This is a genomic window from Roseivirga misakiensis, assembly GCF_001747105.1.
GTDB classification, from domain to species: domain Bacteria; phylum Bacteroidota; class Bacteroidia; order Cytophagales; family Cyclobacteriaceae; genus Roseivirga; species Roseivirga misakiensis.
The window spans coordinates 185,135-204,372 of record NZ_MDGQ01000004.1 but is presented as its reverse complement, the minus strand read 5'-3'; the positions used below and the strand labels follow the sequence as shown (position 1 = coordinate 204,372).

15 protein-coding genes are annotated in these 19,238 nt (G+C 40.1%); 5 read left to right on the top strand and 10 right to left on the bottom strand.

Features of this window, described 5'->3' with window-relative positions:
- Positions 1-2: 2 nt before the first annotated feature.
- From BFP71_RS06870 to BFP71_RS06860, 3 genes are all read right to left on the bottom strand, one after another.
- A complete protein-coding gene (locus BFP71_RS06870; RefSeq protein ID WP_069834893.1) occupies positions 3-1,361 on the bottom strand; it encodes an alpha-amylase family glycosyl hydrolase in 1,359 nt (452 codons plus the stop codon).
- Positions 1,362-1,369: 8 nt separating this feature from the next.
- Complete coding sequence (locus tag BFP71_RS06865) at positions 1,370-3,775, bottom strand: glycoside hydrolase family 31 protein (protein ID WP_069834752.1); 2,406 nt, start codon at positions 3,773-3,775, stop codon at positions 1,370-1,372.
- Between the two features lie 160 nt (positions 3,776-3,935).
- Positions 3,936-4,961: a LacI family DNA-binding transcriptional regulator gene (locus BFP71_RS06860; RefSeq protein WP_069834751.1), complete on the bottom strand. Its 1,026-nt coding sequence runs from the start codon at positions 4,959-4,961 to the stop codon at positions 3,936-3,938.
- A 434-nt stretch (positions 4,962-5,395) separates the two neighbouring features.
- Here BFP71_RS06860 and fbaA point away from each other — a divergent pair, with 434 nt between their 5' ends.
- Complete coding sequence (fbaA, locus tag BFP71_RS06855) at positions 5,396-6,460, top strand: class II fructose-bisphosphate aldolase (protein ID WP_069834750.1); 1,065 nt, start codon at positions 5,396-5,398, stop codon at positions 6,458-6,460.
- Between the two features lie 46 nt (positions 6,461-6,506).
- Here the strand turns inward: fbaA and pfkA are convergent, their stop codons facing one another.
- The 7 genes from pfkA to ruvB form a co-directional block, all read right to left on the bottom strand.
- Positions 6,507-7,490 carry a 6-phosphofructokinase gene (gene pfkA, locus BFP71_RS06850; RefSeq protein ID WP_069834749.1) on the bottom strand — a complete coding sequence of 328 codons (984 nt, stop codon included), beginning with the start codon at positions 7,488-7,490 and terminating at the stop codon, positions 6,507-6,509.
- A 150-nt stretch (positions 7,491-7,640) separates the two neighbouring features.
- Positions 7,641-8,210, bottom strand: a complete 570-nt coding sequence (locus BFP71_RS06845) for a NifU family protein (RefSeq protein WP_069834748.1) — start codon at positions 8,208-8,210, stop codon at positions 7,641-7,643.
- Between the two features lie 47 nt (positions 8,211-8,257).
- Positions 8,258-9,652: a dicarboxylate/amino acid:cation symporter gene (locus BFP71_RS06840; protein WP_069834747.1), complete on the bottom strand. Its 1,395-nt coding sequence runs from the start codon at positions 9,650-9,652 to the stop codon at positions 8,258-8,260.
- A gap of 20 nt (positions 9,653-9,672) precedes the next feature.
- Positions 9,673-10,749, bottom strand: coding sequence for a chorismate synthase (gene aroC, locus BFP71_RS06835; RefSeq protein WP_069834746.1), 1,077 nt, complete (start codon positions 10,747-10,749; stop codon positions 9,673-9,675).
- 47 nt (positions 10,750-10,796) lie between these two features.
- The gene (locus BFP71_RS06830) at positions 10,797-12,200 is read right to left on the bottom strand and encodes a BatD family protein (protein WP_245701825.1); all 1,404 of its coding nucleotides are present in this window, start codon (positions 12,198-12,200) and stop codon (positions 10,797-10,799) included.
- Positions 12,201-12,616: 416 nt separating this feature from the next.
- Positions 12,617-13,552, bottom strand: coding sequence for a tRNA epoxyqueuosine(34) reductase QueG (gene queG / locus BFP71_RS06820; protein WP_069834743.1), 936 nt, complete (start codon positions 13,550-13,552; stop codon positions 12,617-12,619).
- Complete coding sequence (gene ruvB, locus BFP71_RS06815) at positions 13,552-14,580, bottom strand: Holliday junction branch migration DNA helicase RuvB (RefSeq protein WP_069834742.1); 1,029 nt, start codon at positions 14,578-14,580, stop codon at positions 13,552-13,554. The genes queG and ruvB overlap by 1 nt, the downstream gene beginning before the upstream one ends.
- A 119-nt stretch (positions 14,581-14,699) precedes the next feature.
- Here ruvB and BFP71_RS06810 point away from each other — a divergent pair, with 119 nt between their 5' ends.
- From BFP71_RS06810 to BFP71_RS06795, 4 genes are all read left to right on the top strand, one after another.
- Entirely contained in the window at positions 14,700-15,725 is a 1,026-nt protein-coding gene (locus BFP71_RS06810; protein WP_069834741.1) for an FAD:protein FMN transferase, read from the top strand.
- Between the two features lie 80 nt (positions 15,726-15,805).
- On the top strand, positions 15,806-16,552 hold the full coding sequence (locus tag BFP71_RS06805) for a ZIP family metal transporter (protein ID WP_069834740.1): 747 nt from the start codon (positions 15,806-15,808) through the stop codon (positions 16,550-16,552).
- A gap of 76 nt (positions 16,553-16,628) precedes the next feature.
- Positions 16,629-17,873, top strand: a complete 1,245-nt coding sequence (locus BFP71_RS06800; RefSeq protein ID WP_069834739.1) for a DUF4221 family protein — start codon at positions 16,629-16,631, stop codon at positions 17,871-17,873.
- Between the two features lie 78 nt (positions 17,874-17,951).
- The gene (locus tag BFP71_RS06795; RefSeq protein WP_069834738.1) at positions 17,952-19,187 is read left to right on the top strand and encodes a DUF4221 family protein; all 1,236 of its coding nucleotides are present in this window, start codon (positions 17,952-17,954) and stop codon (positions 19,185-19,187) included.
- The last annotated feature ends 51 nt before the right edge of the window (positions 19,188-19,238 follow it).

The following is a 19,238-nucleotide window of genomic DNA, read 5'->3' as shown; positions in this document are numbered from 1 at the left end:
ATTTATTTAGTGTAGACTTTGTATCGGTAAGGGGCTATCACTTGTTCCTTAGTCACTGTAATTGCACCACCGCCAAAGATTCGCTGCATAGCCAGATATTCTTGATCTATTTCAAATTCTACTTTTTCATCGCTGAAGTTGATGATTGAGAGCACCATTCTATCTCCTTTTACTCTTTTAAAGGCAAGAATCTTATCATCAGCTGTAGTTTTTACCCATTCTAGCGTGCCACCGAAATCGCCATTCCAAAGTGCCGGATTTCGAGTTTTTCCATTGAAAAGCGCGGTATAAATAGAACTGAATTTGTAGCCCCCAGACCAATCGATTGGGTCTTTTTCGAAGAATTTAAGCCGTTTTGTATTATTCGCCTCTTGGCCAGAATAAACCAGAGGCATACCGTAAGTGGTCGCTGCAAAAATGAACCAAGCCTCTTGTGCTTCTCCGAAGAATTCTTCAGCCGTACCATTCCAACTATTTTCGTCATGATTGGTGATTATGTTCATTTTGTAATAGCCTTCAGGGTAGCGCGCAAAGTCTCGCGCATACATATCTTTTATGGCCTGTAAATCTTCTTCACCAGCAGCTACTTTGCGCATAAGGTGCATTAATTCCCACGAATAGGTCATGTCAAACGCATCGACATGCAGCTCGGTTTCTTCACCTTCGGCGAGCATAAAGACGGGTTTAATTTCATCGAGTTGTTGCCTTATGCCATTCCAAAAGTCAGTAGGCACCATACCAGCTACATCGCATCGGTAACCATCAATATCGAATTCTGCCACCCAGTATTTCAGGGCATCGGTCATGGCGGCTCTCAATTCATTATTAGAGTAATCTAGATCAATTACGTCTTCCCAGTCCTCTACAGGTGGCATAAATTCACCTGCTTCATTTTTAGTATAGAACTCAGGATTTGTCTCAGTCCAAACATGGTCCCAAGCCGTGTGATTGGCTACCCAATCAATTAAGACTTTCATCCCATTATCATGCGCCGTTTTTACCAAATTCCTAAAGTCCTCCTCCGTTCCAAAAGCTGGATTAATGGCCTTATAATCTTTCACAGCATAGTAGCTACCTTCGGTTCCTTTTCTATTCTTTTCACCAATTGGGTGGATCGGCATCAACCAAAGAATGTCTATACCCATTTTCTTTAACCGAGGAATGTCTTTTGCGAATGCATTGAAAGTGCCTTCTTGTGTATGCTGGCGAATATTTACCTCATAGATCACAGCATCTTTACTCCATTCCGGGTGTTTTACGTTGCTGGCGATTTTAGCAACCTCTTCAACAGGTTCTTTTTTCTCGCTACCACAGGAAAAAAGAAAAAGGCTTAGTAGCCCTAAAGCCAAGTAGTTTTTCATTTTCATGTTTAACTCCATTTTATTCTAATTTCTGAATCTATAAATTCTGTTGTTAAGAATTTGACTCCTCGGATCAGGTAATCCTTTTTATCTCGTTGAGGAAGTGGATCAAATTCAGTGATTGGATCGATCAATCTAATATCTTCTTGCTGCAATGAAGCAGCTACTCCATTGATTTCAAATTCGGTCGCTTCAAACCCATGCAAGTAAACCTTCAGGTTTTTGAAGGTAGAGGTAAAGGCTCCTTCTTTATCATCTAGAACCAGCGAATTTTGCTCGCCATCGAAGTTGATATCTCGTTTGTAATAATTGCCATCTTCAAAAGCGTAAGTTTCACCGTCGTCTTCAAAATAATTCTGGCTGCTTTTTACATGACCGAAGTAGACGTGCAACTTTAATTCCCCATCATGCACTTCTTTGGTGTTTTGTACCACGTTTTGCAAAGGTATAATGGCTCCTTCTTTCGCGTAAACTGGCAAATCTTCCATGCTCGTTTCAACCACATAATGCTGACCACCAGCTACTACTTCGTCGGTGAAAAACCGATACCAATTACCTTCAGGAATATAAATTTTGGCATATTCTTGCGTGGTTGTCGTTGGGCAAACTAATAACCAGTCGCCCAGTGTGAATTCGTTCTGTGCATTTCCATGGTAAATCTCATGATCATTGGTATAATCTACCGCGAGTGATTTGTTTATAGGTGTGCCATTTTGATGCGCCTTAAAGAACAAACTATAAAGGTATGGCATCATTTTATACCTAAGGTTGATGTAATTTCTAGCAATTTCTTCCACCTCTTCGCCATAGGCCCAAGGTTCTGAGTCTCTTACATTGACCATGCTGTGCACCCTAAAGAATGGGGCAAAAGTAGCTACGGCAAGCCATCGGGCAAATAATTGCGGACTGCTTTCGTCTACAAATCCACCTACGTCATAGCCAGCTACAGGCACGCCGGCCATTCCCAAACTATTGACGAGTCTTACGCCAAGTAGCATATGGTCATCTCCGGCAACATTGTCGCCCGTCCAGACGGCTGAGTAGCGTTGAACGCCCGAAAAACCTGACCGTGTTAGCGTGAAAGGTCGCTTGTTGCCGATGTGTTTTTTGGCGCCTTCGAAAGTCGCTCTTACCATTTGAAAGCCGTAAACATTCCTCGCTTTCTTATGGCTCACTTCCTGACCGTCATAATCGAACTCGATCATGTTAGGAATGTCTTGACCCCAACAAGCTGGTTCGTTCATGTCATTCCAAAAGCCTTCTAATCCTAGATCAGTATAGAACTTCAATTCGTCTGCCCACCAGTCTCTACCTTTTTTCGAAGTAAAATCTGTAAAGTGGCTATTTCCAGGCCAAACGCTTGCCTCAAATGGTGTTCCATCTGGGTATTTGATAAAGACGTCTTTTTCGACTCCACGATCGTATGTACCATAGCCTTTTTTAGTAGCGATTCCTGGATCTAAAATGACAACTACTTTAAAACCTTGTGAAGTCAGTTTATCAATGAGTGCCTTTGGGTTTGGAAACCTTTCATTGTCAAAAGTGAAGGCCATATAGTCCTTCATGTAGTGTATATCTAGGTAGATCACATCAGCAGGAATCTGCTTTTCTCTAAATGTATCGGCTACGTTGTAGACTTCATGATCGGGATAATAGCTGTATCTACATTGCTGAAAACCAAGGCTCCATTTGGGCGGCATATGCATGGCACCTGTCAGCTTTGTATACTCTGTAATGACTTCATTTACGTGATCGCCTTGAATGAAATAATAATTTAAATCACCACTTTCGGCGCTGAAGTAGCTAAAACGATCATTGTTTGATGTACCAAAATTGAAGTGTGATTTGTGCGTATTGTCCAGAAATATTCCATACGGTTTTCCTTCTCTTACGCCAATGAAAAAAGGAGTAGAAACATAAAGTGGGTCGGTGTCATTATTAAACCCAAAGGCGTCGGAGTTCCAATTGTCAAAAGACGAACCTCTTCGATTCAATCCCCCGCCTTTTTCACCCATACCGAGAAATATTTCGTCAGAAGCAAGGGCTTTGTAGTTTGTGACTTCTTCCCCTAACCAACTCACACCAAAACTTGGATCATCTGCATTGAGTAAATCACCAGAATTATTATAAAAGCTTAGTCTGAAAGGGTTCTTTTGAACTTTTGCGTGAATATGTTCAGTGTTAAAATCTAGGTGGGATTCATTTTCAGTCGTTTTAACCGCTGGTTGCTGTGGCTCAAGAACTACCGAAAAAGGATACTCTTCGAAAACCTCATATTTCGATACTTGTACGCGTATGATTTTCGGGGTGTAAGCTGTGAGTTTGAAGCTGTATTTGCCTGCTTTTCCGCTTGCTATATTTTCTTTTACCGATAGCTCAGTTATGGCACTGATGGATTCGTTCTTGAAGTTCATGAATGGTGTATTCCCGTATTATTTACTTGACTAAGCGACTTCTATATTAGCTAAAAAAGTGCAGCAAATAAACCCATATACCGCCATAAGGTGGGTAGAAAGTGGCTTTCTTCTATTCAATGCAAATCAAACGTTTGCAATGCAAAAGATATTTCTGGAATTAATGTAAGCGCTTGGATGAATCTCGCACGATTAGCTCAGTATCAAGGATTTTGATCTGACTTTTGCCCTTTTCTTTCGCGTTAATTTCTTCTAAAATTAGCTTGGCAGCTTCACAGCCCATTTCATAGCCTGGTTGAGAAATACTAGAAAGTCCTGGGTTGATCAATGAAGAAAATTGCCAGTTGCTAAAACCGACTATGGCAATGTCTTTCGGAATTGATTTTCCTGCCTTTTTTACCGCACTAATGGCGCCCAATCCTGCTAAATCATTGTTGGCAAATACGCCATCGATCTTAATACTACTCTTGAGCAAATCTGACATGGCCTTTTCTGCTTCAATTTCAGACCCATTGCGGCACTCTACTATGTATTCTTCCGTGAAAGGGATTTGGTAATCTTCTAGGGCAGAAAGATATCCCTCTTTTCTTTTTCTAGCGATGATAAGATTATCAGGACCAGATAGGTGTACAATATGCTTGCAACCTTGTTTGATCAAATGTTCTACAGCGTCATAGGCACCTTGGTAATCGTCCACAATTACGCTCGATGCATTCATTCCTTCTACTAACCGATCGAAAAATACCATCGGTGTTCCTTCGTCAACTACTTTCTTCAAATGGGCTAAATCAGCCGTTTCTCTGGAAATAGAAACTAGAAGACCATCTACTCTGGCGCCCATTAATGCGTCTATGCTGTCTGCTTCTCTTTCGTACTTTTCGTTAGACTGGCATATCATCACATTATACCCTTCTTTCATGGCCGCATCTTCTATACCGCTAATGACTGTTGAAAAGAAAAAATGGACGGTTTCAGGAATTACCACGCCGATGACGTTGGTTTTTTGATTTCTTAGGCTTAGGGCAATCGCATTTGGGCGATAATTATACTTTTTGGCTAGTTCAACGACCGATTTACGCGTGGTAGGGCTGATGCCGGGAAAATCCTTTAAAGCTCTTGAAACTGTCGAACATGAAATGTTCAATTCCTTCGCTATATCCTTGATCGTTACCTGCCCACTTTTCATGATTGCTGCCTCTGGAATAATCTATTGAAACTGATTTTAAATATGCCCATATCTTTTGACTATGCCATGATTTACAAAATATTTTAAAAATTATTTTTTATACCCATATCGAGAGTATTGGCTGTTTCAATCGATTGCAATATTGGCGTAGTATACTGGTGCTAAGGCACTTAGATTGATAATTATTTTTTAAATCACTACTTTCATTCAGTCAACAAGTACAAATAGGCTTTTGTTCTTAAAATCATCAGCCCTATTTCAGTTGTTGTCAGTAATTTCCTCCATTTCTATTATAGTTTACTTAATGTATAGCGCAACTCGTTGCGCTATACATGTTTTAGGCCCTTCGGTAATTGCATTGCTACGCTATATTTTGGAAACGGAAATTTTCTTTTCTTTGCAAACAAATTAGAATCTCAAACACTAGATATAACATGGGAAAATTCAGAAGCGGTGTACTTTATGGTCAAGAGCTTAAAGACTGCCTCAACTACGCTAAGGAAAACGAATTTGCAATGCCAGCAATCAATGTGATTGGTACTAATACCATTAACTCGGTATTGGAAGTGGCAAAAAAGGTGAATTCGCCAGTAATGATTCAGTTTTCGGTAAGTGGAGCTGCTTTTTACGCTGGGAAGTCGTTGGATAATACAGATTATAATGCCTCTATTCAAGGTGCTATTTCAGGCGCCATGCATGTACATCAAATGGCTGAACATTATGGTGTTCCAGTAATCTTACATACCGATCATGCAGCCAAAAAATTACTTCCATGGATTGACGGTTTGCTCGATGCGGGTGAAGCTTTTTACAAAAAGAACGGTCAGCCTTTGTTTAGTACACATATGCTCGACCTTTCTGAAGAGACCCTAGAAGAAAATATTGAAATAAGCTGTGAGTACTTTAAGCGAATGAATGCCATGGAAATGGGTATCGAAATTGAGCTTGGAATTACTGGTGGTGAAGAAGATGGTGTAGACAATACTGATGTAGATTCTGACAGACTGTATACTCAGCCAGAGGAAGTAGCTCAAGCATGGGATGCTTTGAGACAAGTAGGAGATATCTTTACTGTTGCTGCCTCTTTTGGTAATGTTCACGGGGTTTACAAGCCAGGAAATGTAGAACTAAGGCCATCAATTCTAAAAGATTCGCAGGTTTACATTCAGGAAAAATTTGGTACGGAAGAAAAGCCAGTATTCTTTGTATTCCACGGTGGGTCTGGTTCTGAACCAGAAAAGATTGCTGAAGCTACTTCTTATGGTTCTATTAAGATGAATATCGATACCGATATTCAGTGGGCTTGTTGGGATGGTATTCATGCTTATTACAACGACAAGAAGGGCTACCTTCAAGCACAGATCGGTAACCCTGAAAGCGAAGATGCACCAAACAAGAAGTATTACGATCCGAGAGTTTGGTTAAGAAAAGGCGAAGAAAGTATCGTGAAAAGATTGGAACAGGCATTTGAGGAATTGAATGCTATGAACAGAAATTAAGATCAATCAGATTTTAAAATAGAAAGGAGGCTTTGGCCTCCTTTTTTTATATCGATAGAATCTTAGCGATTCTAAATTCCTCGGCACCGAGGCGTTTTTCTGTTTTTATCGCTTGACCGATTGGGGTATAGGCAATTTCATTGTTTATCATACCCACCATTACTTTAGATTCTCCATGTCGGAGTCCTTCAACCGCAGCAACACCGAGCCTACTGGCTAGTACTCTGTCCATAGTGGTAGGCGAGCCGCCTCTTTGTAAGTGGCCTAATACGGTTACTCTGATATCAAAATAGCCCAACTCCTTTTTAACTGCATCGGCCACTTCGTAGGCATTGCCCAATTGGCAGCCTTCGGCAATGACCACAACGTTGGATGCTTTTTTATTGGCAGCCCCTTTTCTTAATCGCTTGATCAGCGCATCAATTGTCCAGTTGTGTTCAGGGACGACCATTGCCACTGCACCACCACCAATAGCGGAGTTAACAGCAATAAAACCCGCATCTCTGCCCATAACTTCTACAAAGAAAAGGCGCTCATGAGAAGATGCTGTATCTCTAATTTTATCGATAGCCTCACGAGCCGTATTACAAGCCGTATCGAAGCCAATGGTAAAATCTGTACCTGCTAAATCATTGTCAATAGTTCCAGGAATGCCGATCACAGGAACGTCAAACTCTTGGCTGAATATGTTGGCTCCAGTAAAAGAACCATCGCCACCAATCACGACTAAGGCATCTAAATCGAATTTCTTAAAGTTTTCGTAAGCTTTTTCGCGGCCCTCTTTCGTACGGAATTCCTCGCTTCTTGCGGTCAATAAAAAGGTACCACCTCTGCTTAGAATATTGGACACCGAACGCACATAGAGTTGCTTGATATTGGCATTTATCAAGCCATCATAACCCTTATAAACACCAAAAACTTCGATGTCATAATAGATACAGGCTCTTACAACAGCTCTTACCGCTGCATTCATGCCTGGGGCATCACCTCCGGAAGTTAAAACGCCGATTCTCTTGATAGTCGAAGCCATAGTCAGTTGAGTAATTAATCAAATTTAAGGTTTTGAATCTGAAGTGCGTCTGATTGTTTCTTTGATTGTTATGCAATCGTTTGATAGGTAACATAAAAAAACCACTCTATCAATGAAATAGAGTGGCTTCTTAATGCTTTATGACCAGGTTTAAACGCCTTCGGCAACTACCTCAGTAACATCATTTGGTAGCATTCTTTTTAAGAGGTTTTCAATTCCTGATTTTAAGGTGACAGCAGATGCAGGGCAACCGCTACAAGAACCTTGTAAGTTTACTTTCACAACCCCTTCTTCAAAAGATGCAAAGCCGATCGCTCCACCATCTTGCTCAACGGCTGGTCTGATGTACTCATCTAGGATTCCTTTTATCTTTTTCACCACTTCAGAGTCATTTTCGTCAAAGAGAGGGTCTTTGTCCAACTCCTCTAAAATGAGTGGTTTTTCTTGCTCTAAATAACCTTTGATTAAATCCCTGATGCCATCCTGGATTTCAATCCAATCTACTCCTTCAGCTTTTGTTACCGTTACAAAGTTGCTCATGTAAAAGACACGTTCTACATGTGGTAACTCAAATAATGCTTGTGCCAAAGGAGAGTCGGCAGCAGCAGTTACATTGGGATAATCGAAGCTAATGCCATCCTGTAACAACATAAAATTCGCTACGAACTTCATGGAGTTTGGATTGGGGTTGGCTTCCATGTATATACTAACAGCTCTCATTTTTCTGAATTTTGAATTACTTAACTACAAAGGTAGCCGATAAGTTCTTAGTCTTCCGATAATTCTCCTTCAGTTTTTGCCACTATTGTAGCCACAGTAGCATCACCCGTAACATTCACTACAGTTCTGAGCATATCGAGTATTCTATCAACTGGGAAAATAATAGCGATCCAAGCTGGGTTTAGCCCTACCGATTGAAGTACAACTACCATCATTACCAAACCTGCGCTCGGTACTGCGGCACTACCAATTGAGGCCAGTGTAGCTGTTAATACAATGGTTAACTGTTGGGTCACGCTTAAATCAACCATATGGAGTTGAGCCATAAATACTACCGCAACGGCCTGGTACAAGCTTGTTCCGTCCATATTCACTGTAGCACCAATCGGCAATACAAAACTCGACACGTTTTTAGATACACCCAAGTTATCTTCAACACACTCCATGGTAACAGGCAGTGCAGCGGCACTTGAACTGGTAGAAAAAGCCATTAATTGAGCTGGGCTGATTTTCTTAAAGAATTTTTTATACTTCAATGACTTCACGAATAGTCGAACAATCATTGGATAGAATACAAAAATGAGGAAAAGTAAACCGATGGTTAGCGTTACCGAATACGTAGCGAGTCCTTTAAATATTTCGATCACTTCTGCTGGAGTATCAGCCATTTTCGCAACAACTCCGGCAAGCAAACAGAAAACGAAAAACGGTGCGGCTTTCATTACATAGTCAACCATTTTGAGAAATACCTCATTGGCACCATTGATAAAGGACGAAAGGCCTGCTACTTTTTCATCGGGTAAAGCAGCCATACATATACCGAAGAAGATGCCAAAGAAGATCACCTGTAGCATCAGTTTATCATTTCCCAGAGACGTTACAATGTTTTGAGGCACCATATCGATCAAGAACTTCATCGGTCCAGCATCCTTATTGGCCATCGCCGCCGCTTGTTTATCGGCTACCATTTTCTTTTGCTCCTCGGTCATTTCTGCTGCGCGATCGTAACTCGAGTAAGTTGGATCATTCGTAAAGTTTTTCCCATCTAGAATCTCTACGCCATTAGAATTGGCCCAACTTTCATAGCTTAATCGATTCTTTATTCTGGAATCTTCATCGACTAAAGCGCCTGGTTGAATTATGTTTACCAAGAGTAACCCTATACCTACGGCAGTTACCGTTGTCACTAAATAGAAACCGAGGGTTTTTCCGCCCATTCGGCCTAGTTTGGACATGTCTTTTAGACCAGAAATACCGCTAATGATTGAAAATAGTACCAATGGCACAGCTATGTATTTCAGCATTCGTATGAATATCTGACCGAATGGATCGATCCAGTCGATGGTGAACTGATTCCAGCCTAAAGCACTTGAAGCGAATGCCCAAATGATACCGGCAAGGAGTCCAATCATGATTTTTACATGAAGCGGAAGTTTTTTCATAACTGAGAAATTGGATTTAATTACAATCGATTAGCCTTGCTAATTAGCAAATAATCGGCAATAACCAAAGCTGACATTGCTTCAACGATAGGCACAGCTCTAGGTACTACACAAGGATCGTGACGGCCTTTTCCTGAGACTGTAACGCTGTCTCCGTCTTCATTGATGCTTTCTTGGTCCATCATTATCGTCGCGACTGGCTTGAAGGCGACATTAAAGTAAATATCTTGGCCGTTGGATATACCTCCTTGTACACCACCAGAATGGTTGGTCCGAGTTTTTACTTCTTCTCCTTCTTTATAAAAGGCATCGTTGTGCTCAGAGCCGTTTAGTTTGACGCCTTCAAAACCACTTCCATACTCAAAACCCTTCACTGCATTGATGCTCAGCATAGCTTTGCCAAGTTCGGCATGTAGTTTATCAAAAACAGGCTCTCCTAATCCCGCAGGTGTGCCCTTGATTACCCCCGTAATAATTCCACCGATGGTATCTCGGTTTTTTCTGGTTTCATCAATAAGGGAAATCATTGCCTCAGCTATTTCTGGATCAGGACACCTTAAGATGTTGTCTTCAGTTTTACTAAGGTCCAGTTCAGTGTAATCTTTTTCTAATTTTAGGGCTCCTACTTGAGAGACGTAGGATTGGCAGGTAATACCATAATGCTGAAGTAAAAGCTTAGCGATAGCACCTGCGGCAACTCGTGCTACTGTTTCTCTAGCAGAACTTCTTCCACCACCACGATAATCTCTTATGCCATATTTGGCCTGAAATGTATAGTCTGCGTGTGATGGACGAAATTTATCAGCAATGTGAGAATAGTCTTTACTCTTTTGATCTTGATTTCTGATCAGTATGCTGATGGGTGTGCCCGTAGATTTTCCTTCAAAAACGCCAGAGAGTATTTCAAAACCATCTGCTTCCCGTCGTTGGGTGGTGATTTTTGACTGACCTGGTTTACGTCGATCTAATTCGGCTTGAATAAAAGACTCATCGATGTTAAGTCCTGCGGGACAACCTTCTATAACGACACCAAGTGCTGGACCATGACTTTCGCCATAGGTATGAATTTTGAAAATCTTACCGAAAGAGCTCCCCATTTTTGAGATTTTTACCCCAGATTTTGATTCTTCGGATAGGGAATAACCTATTTCTTGAAGAACATAAATCCAGCGGCTACTAACATAGCGATAATTAGAATATTGGCAATAATTTGAGCTGCATTATCCTCTTTTAGCTTCTGGAGTTTGTTTCCTGCCAAATCGATATTGTCATAAAAAGAACCCAAGTCACTAGAAGAAATAGAAACGTTCTTTTTGCTTTCCCCGGTCACGGTCAATTTGACTTCCGATCTAAGCGTGTCATAAACGCCTTTCTTTGGGTCAAAGTAAACCCAGCTGAAGTAATCTTCTAGGTCGTATGATCCAGGCTCATTTGGTATACCATAATAGCTATACTTTTTTGATCCTGTAACGCGTCCTCCACCTTTGTTCACGTCTTGGCTAATGTTCGGCGGGTAAATATCGATATCCTTGGTAGAAGGTATTTTTAAATCAGGAATACTAGAAATATTTCCTTCTCCATAAATATTGAAGTTGTACTCAAAGCTTTCACCAGTGGCCACAGTGTTCTTATCAACTTTCTCATCCAACTCAAACTCACCGACCGCAACCGCATCTTTGAGTGGGTGAGGAGGTAAAGCCTTCACTTTTACGACTTTTTCGGTGGTGTTGAAAGTTTTGAAATCTTCCTGCCGATCTCTGCCAAAGAAAGATGGAGATTTAGCCACCCGATATTTTATCATTTCAAAAGGTACTGATGGGAAAACAACGGGCTCTAGGTTTAGCGGGAAAAATGCTGCTTGGTAAATCTTATAACGCGTGTAAGTTTTTCCATTGATGTTTACTTTTTCACCATAGATGTTTTCGATGTTAAAATTCTCTTCCCAGCAGTTTTCTGGTTTTAGATCTTTCAGAATGTTTGACAATTGCTTCCCTGCTTCATAAAATTGAAGAGGGGCTCGGTTGGCATCGGCTACGTAAAAGGCAAAGGTTGCTGTAAAGCCTTCGCCCACATACACTTCGTCTTTATCTGTAACTAAGGCTAAGAATGCGTCTTCTTTAACATCTACAAATTCTGTTGTGCTGGCACCGCGTTCATCTCTGCCAAAAAGGTTTCCAAAAGGGTCGCGTCTACCTCTTCGAGTATTTCTTTGTACCGGCGGACCGATCTTAATGGGCTTTCCCTTGGAACTAACTGTCTTTCCGTTTACCTCAAGACTAAAATCAGGGAGCGTATAGGTTCCTTCCTCTAAAGGTAGGTAGCGTTGAATAATACTCTGTGAGGAAGAAATTTGTCCATTAACGATATTGGTTTTGCTACTTGAAGAAACGCCACGCTTCGCAAACCCTTCAATATCTGGGAAATCTGAGTAGCTCTTTATGCTACCGTTTTGTAGTGTAACCGTAATCGTAAAAAGCTCATTGAGCCCTACCTCATCCTTGCCTAATTGTACCGATAACTCTTGTGCTTGCAAGACAGGCAAGGTCATGAATACCATTAGTAAGGTTGATAAAATATGGCTGGACTTTCTCATTATTATTTCTTATTTTCAGTTCCTTTTGAAAATCTATGTCAAAGATAGATTCATTTTTAAAAGAGAATAACCATTGGTGTAATTCGTTCGTATCAATGGTACGTCCTTAACCGGATATTAGATACATAACCCTAAAAGTTCTTAACATGTTGGAGTATTTCAAGCTTATCCTCTCAAAGGTTAGTTTTGACAAAAGATTATTTGAGAGAGAGTTAAGAAAAGCAATCAAGTCACTCGTTGAAGATGAGTTGAAAGAGCTTAAAAACTGGTGTTACACTCATTTTGGGCAGGTTTATGGGCCCATTATAGACCGTCAATTCGTGTTAGCGCCATAACCAGATCATTAAACCAGCCCGTCAGAAATGATGGGCTTAACTTTTTTTAAGGAAGTCTAAGTTCCTTTTTAGACCACTCATTTTCGTTCTTTTCACAGCCGATCCTTTAAAAACCACCCTAAAAACTTCATCTGTTAAATCTTGCCAATTATTGTTAAATAATTCAATCAGCTCCTTTTTCGGAGAAAATGCTGGCTCAGAATGCTTTTTTGAAAAGCGATTCCATGGGCATACATCCTGACAGATGTCACAGCCAAAGGCCCAACCTTCCATTTTATTTTCAAACTCTTGCGGGATATTATCCTTTAGCTCTATGGTGAGGTAAGAAATACATTTACTCGCATCTAGTTCATAGGGTGTAATAGCATCTGTAGGACAGGAATCTATGCATTTGGTACAGGTGCCGCAATAATCCTTAATTGGGCCATCTACTTCCAGTTCCAGATCGATTATTAATTCAGCTAGAAAAAAGAAACTGCCTTGATTTTTATTGATCAAAAGAGTGTTCTTGCCAATCCAGCCCAGTCCCGATTTTTCCGCCCATTGTCGCTCCATTACTGGTGCCGAATCTACGAAAACCCGCCCATCAATGGCTCCAATTTCTGAATTCAACTCTTGTAGAAAGGTTTTGAGCTTATCCTTAATCACAAAATGGTAGTCCGTACCATAGGCATATTTAGCTATTTTATAATTAGAGGGCTCCTCGGCCGATAAATCTGATTCTGGGTAGTAATTGTAAAGTAAGGAAACCACACTTTTGGCACCGGGTACTAGTTTAGTCGGATCAAGGCGCTTATCGAAGTGGTTTTCCATGTAGCTCATTTTTCCGTGAGCACCACGTTTTAGCCAGTTTTCAAGCCTTGGTGCTTCTTCAGCAAGAAACTCCGCCTTTGAAATCCCACAAAAATCAAAACCGAGTTTTTGGGCTGTGGCTTTTACTAAGCGGGTATTATTTGAAATTTGGTTGTTCATTAACCAAATAGCGTCCCCGTATTTCCAGGTCTTTTCAATTTCAAATGGTCGTAGGCCAAGTCTGTGGCTTCTCTTCCGCGAGAGGTTCTTTTCAGAAATCCTTCCTGAATTAAGAATGGCTCATATACCTCTTCAATAGTTTCTGCTTCTTCGCTTACGGCTGTAGCAATGGTCGATATCCCAACTGGACCACCTTTGAATTTTTCTATGATCGTAGAAAGAATGCGGTTGTCCATTTCGTCCAAACCATGAGAGTCTACATCCAAGGCATCCAAGGCTAATTGGCTAATTTCCAATGTAATAGTTCCAGTGCCTTTTATCTGGGCGAAATCTCGCGTTCTTCTTAATAGGTTATTCGCTATTCTAGGAGTGCCCCTGCTTCTGCGCGCAATTTCAAATGCCGCATTTTCTTTTATAGGAGTGTTTAGAATATCAGAGGATCGCTCGACGATGAGCGTCAAAAGTTTAGAGTCGTAATATTCTAGCCTAGCATTGATCCCGAATCGTGCCCGAAGTGGAGACGTTAATAAACCAGATCGCGTTGTGGCGCCAATAAGGGTAAACGGATTCAAACTAATTTGGACTGTTCTAGCATTGGGTCCAGAATCGAGCATAATGTCGATTTTGTAGTCTTCCATAGCCGAGTAAAGGTATTCCTCAACGATTGGGTTAAGCCGATGGATTTCGTCTATGAAGAGTACATCGCCCTCTTCAAGGTTGGTGAGCAATCCTGCCAAATCACTTGGCTTATCAAGTACTGGTCCTGAAGTTACTTTGATTTCAGACCCTAATTCGTTGGCAATGATGTGAGATAGTGTTGTTTTTCCGAGACCTGGAGGGCCATGAAGTAGTACATGATCCAACGGTTCGGCTCTTTGTTTAGCAGCCTCTACAAAGACCTTCACGTTATCGACAATCTTCTGTTGCCCAGTAAAATCGTCAAAACTTAAGGGTCTTAAAGCTCTATCAATGTCCTTTTCAATAGGATTTAAGTCGTCATCGCTCGCACTCAAGTAATCCTCACGCATGCTAGAATTTTTTTACAAGATAAAAGATTCAAAGGGATGATGCTTTCTTAGAGCAAGTTTAATATTCCGTGTGTGTACAGCGCCCACTTTTGAGCTATCTTTACAGTAATTAATTGGCTATGGATAAGAATACTAGATCTAGAGTTTATTTGTTGGTATTGATGATCGCGATCTTTGTAGTTTGGAAGTATCGCGAAGGTCAGCCCAAGGAGGTATATGTAAAAGGTATCACCATGGGGACTATTGGTTACAACATCAAATATTTAGACGCTAAAAATAGAAGCTTCAAAAAGGAAATAGATTCGCTCCTGCGTGACTTTAATCAATCGCTTTCTACCTATATACCGGACTCTGAAATTTCAACTTTCAACCAAACAGGAGAGGTTTCTTTTAATTCTCCATATTTCTACCAGGTCTTAGAGGCTAGTCGTCAGGTTTTTAAGGCTTCTGAAGGCGCTTTTGACCCTACCATTGGCTTATTGATTGACGCTTGGGGCTTCGGGGATGGTAAAACCCTGATTTTGGACTCTGCAAAAGTCGATTCTCTGAAATCTTTGGTCGGTTTTGAAAAGATAGCATTCGATCAGAATGGAGCCAAGAAAATGATTCCTGAAGTAAAGCTGAACTTTTCCGCAATTGCCAAAGGCCAGGCTATCGATGTTGTGGCCGATTGGTTGGCTTCAGTCGGAATCAATAATTATATGGTAGAAATCGGTGGGGAAGTCAGAGCGAAGGGTAGAAATCTGGAAGGGACTATTTGGAAAATTGGTATTGAGGTACCTGACGAAACTAGACGTGGCAATTTGTTTGATGCCATTTATTTAGATGATAAAGGTTTAGCAGCTTCAGGGAATTACAGAAACTTTAGAGTCTTGGATAATGGAGAAAAGGTTGCGCATACGATCAATCCAGTGACTGGATTTCCCAAAATGCAAACTTTGCTGAGCGCTATAGTTTTGGCACCTAGCTGTATGCTCGCCGATGGGTATGCCACTGCCTGCATGGTTCTGGGCCTTGAAGAGAGTATTTCACTGATTGAAAGTGACCCGTCTTTAGAGGCTTACTTTATTTATGCTGATGAGAATGAAGACTTGGTGACCTATGTATCGCCAGGACTAAAGGAAAAAATCGTCGGAGATTCTTAGGTGCGTTTGGAACCTTTCTTAGTTAAAAATCATTTTCTTTCCGATATTTGCAATCCTGTTGCAAAAATTGGCAATTCAAAATGATAATTAACGCGCTCATATTGTTCTTAAGTGTAGCCATACCTGGGTTACTTTTGACCAGAACAAAGTCTTTTAGTGAGCAGCGAATAAGCTATTTCCTTGTTTTTGCTGGTGCCTATCTTTTTTCAATGACGGTGATTCATATCATCCCAGATTTGTTTCTGAGCGATGAGAATCCTTTTAGCCTCGGATTGTACATTCTAATTGGTTTTTTCTTGCAAAAAGTACTAGAAAACTTTTCTAACGGCGTGGAGCATGGTCATGTGCACAAGCATGGTGGCTACTCAATTTCTTCTCTCTTGATTGCGCTTGGGCTACACTCTTTTTTGGAAGGTAGCATTATGACAGATTCTATTCATTCGAATCATAGCCCTGATTCGGTTTATAGTCATGGTAGTTCACCAAAAATACTTTTGGGAATTGTAATGCATAAAATTCCTGCTGCTTTTGCCTTAATGGCCTTGCTAGTGGCACAGTTAAAGAATACAAAAAAGGCAGTCTTGCTCTTGTTAGTATTCGCATTAGCCTCTCCATTAGGTTTGTTCTTTTCTGAATTTTTTGGGCACTCGGATTGGTTCCCAGATAGCTATTTAATTATCTTTTTTGCAATCGTGGCGGGTAGTTTCCTTCAAATCTCCACGACTATTTTCATAGAGTCAGACCCACATCATAAACTGGATTGGAAACGCTTCTCTATTTCAATTCTTGGCGCTTCGGCAGCTGTAGTGGCGCAGCTGGGCTTCTAATGATTAACTATAATTAACTTTTTAGTTTTGTAATTCCTTTTTGACGTTTTTTACTTCAGGTAAAATAGAAAGGTCAATGAACGCGGCAAAATCAAGAATTTCGTTTCTAGGATTAGTATTCCTTTTATTAGCATCCATTTTTTCATGTTCAAATAAGAAGTCCGATGGTGCTATCGCTACGGAGACCGATCAACCTGAAGAGGAGGTTCAACTTAAGATAGTTGATGGTGGTATAGTAACACTGAAACTAGATCTTGAAGCTAATTTTCAATTACTACAGCAACTACGAGGAATCAATCTCAACAATAAAGATTTAGTAACTTTTTATTCAAGAAACGCGCATGCCATTTATTTATATGATGCCGTTACTGGTGAGTTAGTAAAGAAAACTGAAATGGACAAAGAAGGCCCTAATGCGGTTCAAACTCAATTTGTTTTTTCCTATTTCTATCACACGATGGATTCAATATTTTTTAATGGACTTCCATTTGGGATATACTTAATCGATAGCAATGGCGAGGTGCTTCAAAAGAAAAAGTTGGGTAATAAGGATGAGATACCGAGGTTTGACAGTCCTAAGCCAAATTTCGATTTTGCCTCTACTTATAATAATGGAGAAATCTCTTTACCAACAGAATTCATACTGTATCAAGTCAAGTCTAAGGAAAGGGTCATTTTTGATTTTGAGAATGATCGGCTAGAGGATGAATTTTTAGCTTCGGAATTAATTTTTAGTGATTATGATGAGGTAAAACGAGTGAAGACGGAAAGAAGCAAACAAGGAAAACTTACGATGAATAATAAAAGGTTTTTCTCTAAGAATGATCAGTACTTGTTTGCGAGTCACCTGATCTCCGATACTATTTATGCCTTTCGTGATGGAGAACTTGTGAAAAGGATTTATGCAGGTGTTCCTGATATCGAGGTTGCGGATTATGCCTCTTACGCCAATGTTAGGTCAATTGAACGCTTCAAAAATGGAATGCAGGCTATTGAGAATCCTAAGCAAGACCCTCAGTTTAAGAATACTTTGATGTCGCCTGATGGTAAATTTATCTATAGGGTTCTTTATCATGAGACAAAGCCAAAGATTGTGGAGGGATCGGATAGACCAAAACCAGAAGTTACAGGTGCCACTTTAATCGTGCTTGATTTGGAAACTGAGGAACTCATTTATTATGACTTACCAGTTGCTGAACTCGAGTTGGGCATACCAATGAATCGACACGTTTTCGTAACAAATAGAGGTATCCATTTTAGAGTTCTGGATCAAGACAATGAAGATGAGGTACAGTTTAGGCTATTTCAATTAAATAGGTAGCAGGTTTATCGCATCATGCGATTTAATTTTTTTAACTAAATTAATAGTGAGTGTTTTTCTCTGGAAAGTCTATTCATTATGAAAGCAAAACTTCTTCACCAAACTCGCTGCATTTTATTGCTTTGTTTCTTCATTGTTTGTGCGTGTGGAAAGCGTGATAATATTGAAAGAGAGAATTCCGATCTGGAAAATGCTTCAATCACAATTGTTGATGGTGGAATAAAAAAATTCTCACTGGACAATGAAGCTGATTTTTTAAACTTCCAAGGTTTAAAATCATCAAAAATTGATGGTAAAGAGTATCTAGTATTTTATGGTAGGCACGCTCATGCTATATACATGTATGATTACCAGACGTCTAGTTTGTTTCGTAAGATCAGTTTAAAAAAGGTTGGTCCCAATGCGATTCAAGGCGGCCATGAATTCTTTTTTCATACCATGGATTCAATCTTCATTAAAACTAGCCGAGGTGTGCGGTTGGTAAACAGTCAGGCAGAAATACTGACTAAAAGGACAGCTGGTAGTAGGCAAAAAAATGGAATAACAGTAATCTCTTCTGATGTTCCAATACTTCATTTTGACAATGTCTCCAAGTTTGAAAATGGTCGAATCGATATGACTATGACACTCTTTAACAGAACAGGCGAAGATTATGAACGGGTAATGTTTGATTTTGAGTCAAATCAAGGCGTTGATGAATTTATTCAGACGAAAATGCTGATCAATAATTTTGATGAAGTAACAGAGATAAAAAAAGAACGTAGAAAAAGAGGAGAATTTGCTTCTGAAATCCCCATCCATTTTGTTAGTAACGACCAGCATTTATACGGCACTACACCATTGTCAGATAGTCTTTATGTCTTTAAACGAGATGGTGAATTAATAAGAACAGTTTATGCTGGTGTACCCGAAGTCCAAGCTGCGGCTTATTCAGCCTACTCATCCCTTTTAATACAGGATAAAATAAAAGATGGTTTTAACTATTTCGAAAACCCTCGGCAGCCACCATATCATGAGAATACTTTAATATCACCAGACGGTAAATTTATTTACCGAGTTTTTTATCATGGTGCCAAGCCCAAGTTTACTGAAGAAAGTGAAAGGGCGGTTCCTAATGTTTTTAAGGCAACGCTAATATTGGTCGATCTAGATACTTATAAATTGACATATACTGACTTACCAGTTGATGAAATAGAATTAAAATTACGGTCGAGTACAAGTTCATTTGTTAGTGATGAGGGCATCCATTTTAGAGTTTTGGATCAAGAAAATGAGGATGAGGTGCAGTTTAGGTTGTTCAAAATAAACCGATAAATAAGAACTTCGTTTAATTGAAGCCCTGTTGCGCTGAGAATAATCTTATCT

Coding starts and splice junctions, on each gene's coding strand:
- BFP71_RS06870 (WP_069834893.1), bottom strand. CDS start 1,361: ATGAAAAACTACTTGGCTTTAGGGCTACTAAGCCTTTTTCTTTTTTCC.
- BFP71_RS06865 (WP_069834752.1), bottom strand. CDS start 3,775: ATGAACTTCAAGAACGAATCCATCAGTGCCATAACTGAGCTATCGGTA.
- BFP71_RS06860 (WP_069834751.1), bottom strand. CDS start 4,961: ATGAAAAGTGGGCAGGTAACGATCAAGGATATAGCGAAGGAATTGAAC.
- fbaA (WP_069834750.1), top strand. CDS start 5,396: ATGGGAAAATTCAGAAGCGGTGTACTTTATGGTCAAGAGCTTAAAGAC.
- pfkA (WP_069834749.1), bottom strand. CDS start 7,490: ATGGCTTCGACTATCAAGAGAATCGGCGTTTTAACTTCCGGAGGTGAT.
- BFP71_RS06845 (WP_069834748.1), bottom strand. CDS start 8,210: ATGAGAGCTGTTAGTATATACATGGAAGCCAACCCCAATCCAAACTCC.
- BFP71_RS06840 (WP_069834747.1), bottom strand. CDS start 9,652: ATGAAAAAACTTCCGCTTCATGTAAAAATCATGATTGGACTCCTTGCC.
- aroC (WP_069834746.1), bottom strand. CDS start 10,749: ATGGGGAGCTCTTTCGGTAAGATTTTCAAAATTCATACCTATGGCGAA.
- BFP71_RS06830 (WP_245701825.1), bottom strand. CDS start 12,200: ATGACCTTGCCTGTCTTGCAAGCACAAGAGTTATCGGTACAATTAGGC.
- queG (WP_069834743.1), bottom strand. CDS start 13,552: ATGAACAACCAAATTTCAAATAATACCCGCTTAGTAAAAGCCACAGCC.
- ruvB (WP_069834742.1), bottom strand. CDS start 14,580: ATGCGTGAGGATTACTTGAGTGCGAGCGATGACGACTTAAATCCTATT.
- BFP71_RS06810 (WP_069834741.1), top strand. CDS start 14,700: ATGGATAAGAATACTAGATCTAGAGTTTATTTGTTGGTATTGATGATC.
- BFP71_RS06805 (WP_069834740.1), top strand. CDS start 15,806: ATGATAATTAACGCGCTCATATTGTTCTTAAGTGTAGCCATACCTGGG.
- BFP71_RS06800 (WP_069834739.1), top strand. CDS start 16,629: ATGAACGCGGCAAAATCAAGAATTTCGTTTCTAGGATTAGTATTCCTT.
- BFP71_RS06795 (WP_069834738.1), top strand. CDS start 17,952: ATGAAAGCAAAACTTCTTCACCAAACTCGCTGCATTTTATTGCTTTGT.